At 75.1% G+C, this 2,198-nt stretch carries 2 protein-coding genes and 2 pseudogenes; 1 reads left to right on the top strand and 3 read right to left on the bottom strand.

From position 1 onward, the window contains the following. Window positions 1-277 (bottom strand): annotated as a pseudogene (locus tag D8M29_RS11190) (malate dehydrogenase); the annotation flags it as partial. 73 nt (window positions 278-350) lie between these two features. On the opposite strand from D8M29_RS11190, the gene D8M29_RS11185 reads away from it, so the two are divergent. Beyond that, a complete protein-coding gene (locus D8M29_RS11185; protein WP_036316534.1) occupies window positions 351-1,199 on the top strand; it encodes an HAD family hydrolase in 849 nt (282 codons plus the stop codon). A 22-nt stretch (window positions 1,200-1,221) separates the two neighbouring features. On the opposite strand, the gene D8M29_RS11180 is transcribed toward D8M29_RS11185, so the two are convergent. Both D8M29_RS11180 and D8M29_RS11175 read right to left on the bottom strand, forming a co-directional pair. Further along, complete coding sequence (locus D8M29_RS11180; protein ID WP_002858225.1) at window positions 1,222-1,770, bottom strand: NYN domain-containing protein; 549 nt, start codon at window positions 1,768-1,770, stop codon at window positions 1,222-1,224. Window positions 1,771-1,803: 33 nt separating this feature from the next. Next, window positions 1,804-2,198 (bottom strand): annotated as a pseudogene (locus D8M29_RS11175) (hypothetical protein); the annotation flags it as partial.

Raw genomic sequence — 2,198 nt, 5'->3', positions numbered from 1 at the left:
GGGCCGGGTCCTCCGTGACCTCCACGTCGGCCAGCAGCGGGAAGGCCGCGTCGGCGAGCTCCATGGCGGTGCCCTCCGCGGCGCCCAGGGCGGCCGGGATCTCGAGCAGGCGCAGCCGGACCGGGGTGTCCGGGCCGAGCATCCCGCCGGCGGCGATGCGGAAGAGCAGCGCGTAGCCGATGTTGCCGGCGGCGCCGGTGACGGTGACCGTGCGGGGCGTCGTCGACGCGGGGTCCGGGGCGGTGTCCTGTGCGGTGGTCTGCTGTGCGGTGTCCACGCCCCCATCGTGCCCCCGCTCGCCCGCGGAGGACACCCCGGCCCGCCGCACGGCCCCGGCCTAGACTGAGCGCATGCCCGCCCTGCCCCTGCCCTCGCGCCGTCCGCGGATGATCGCGACGGACCTGGACGGCACCATCATCGGGTACCGGCACACGCGGTCGGGGCGCCTGAGCCCGCGCACCATCGCGGCGCTGCGGGACGCCCACGACGCCGGCGTCGAGGTGGTGTTCGTGACCGGCCGTCCCCTCCGCTGGCTCGGCCCGCTGAGCGCGCAGCTCGGCCCCGTCGGCCCGGTGATCTGCTCCAACGGCGCCGTCCTCGTGGACACCGCCACGGACGACGTCCTGATCGCCCACCCCATGCCCGTCGAGGCCGTGTGGACCGCCACGGACCGGCTGCGCGCCCTGGACCGCACCGTGTCCTTCGGCGCCGAGACCCTCGAGGGCTTCTTCTGGGAGCACGCGTTCTCCGAGCGCGCCGAGTTCCGGGCCGAGGTCCACGCGGCGGCCACGCTCGAGGCCGCGCTGCCGGGTCGGCTGGGCGTGGTGAAGCTGCTGGCCCGCTCGGACACCCTGGCCCCGGACGCCTTCCTCGCCGCGGCCCGCGCCGAGCTGGACGAGCTCGTGAGTGCCACGCACTCCGCGCCCGGCATCGCGCTCGTGGAGATGTCCGCCCCGGGCGTGCACAAGGCCGCGACCCTCGCCGAGTTCGCCGCGAGCCGGGGGGTCGCGCCGGTCGACGTCGTCGCGTTCGGGGACATGCCCAACGACCTGGAGATGCTCCAGTGGGCTGGTCTCGGCCTGGCCGTGGCCTCGGGCCATCCGTCGCTGCTGGCCGCGGCGGACGGCGTGGTCGGGGCGTGCGACGACGACGGGGTGGCCGCCACCGTCGAACGCCTGCTGGAGCTGCCCACGGACTGAGCCGCGGGCCACCCCCGGCGGGTCAGAGGAACTCGTACGGGTCGAACGCCTCGACGTCGATCACGCGCAGGCGCGGCAGGGACGAGTCGAACGCGCCCACCGCGTGCTCCAGGTCGAAGAACTCGACCCCGGGGATGCGGCGCAGCTCGTGGGAGAGGAACTCCTCGAAGCCCATGATCCCGGTGCGTCGGCCCGGCGTGGCCGCGAGGTCGGTGAGCTGGGGGGCGAAGTCGGCGTCGTGGCTGACGAGGACGACGTCGTCCTCCCGGCCCAGCAGCGCCTCCGCGGTGCGCTGGATGCCGATGTCCACGACCTTGCCCTCGCCCCGCAGCATGATCGGCTGGAAGCCGAGGGCGGTGAGCGCCTGGACGAACGGGATGGGGATCTCACCGTCGATGGCGAGGAAGAACAGGCCCTTGACCGGCTGGTCCCAGCGGTCCTCGAGGTAGCCGAGCAGGCGCTTCCAGCGTGGCCGCTCGTCGGGCTGGGGGCGCCGCTGCAGGATGGACGTGCCGAGGGTGGCGTCGATGTTCTCGCCGTCGATCAGCAGGTAGGTGGTTCGCTCGCTCACGCTCTCGAGGCTACCCGCTGGGGTGGACGTCGGTCAGCGCGCGCGGTCGAACGGGGCCGTCAGCAGGCGGACGACGCCCTCCAGCGGCCCCGCGCGGAACGGGCCGATACGCACGACGGCCCGCCACAGCAGCGGCAGCAGCAGCGCGCCGGCCACCAGCACGGCCAGGTTGAACCACGTGTCGTCCGTGCCCGTGGCGCTGCGCCACGGCCCGGGTCCGAGCCCCCGCACCCAGCCGAGGTACCACAGGTGCGCCACGTACACGGACAGCGTCATCGCGCCGGGCACGGCCAGCAGCCCGGCCCACCGCGGCGCCAGGGCCGCGCACCCGCCGAGCACGGTCAGCACGAGGCCCGTGTCCAGCAGGGCCTCCGCGGGGGTCGCCGTGTAGGGCACGGGGGCGGCGCCGGTCTGCGTCCGGGACAGGG

The sequence above is a fragment of the Micrococcus sp. HSID17227 genome (genome assembly GCF_003989405.1).
In the GTDB taxonomy this organism is placed as follows: Bacteria; Actinomycetota; Actinomycetes; order Actinomycetales; family Micrococcaceae; genus Micrococcus; species Micrococcus luteus.
This window is presented reverse-complemented; position numbering and strand designations above follow the sequence as displayed.

Bases quoted from the DNA above. Each gene is read 5' to 3' on its own strand.
- D8M29_RS11185 (WP_036316534.1), top strand. From the start codon at position 351: ATGCCCGCCCTGCCCCTGCCCTCGCGCCGTCCGCGGATGATCGCGACG.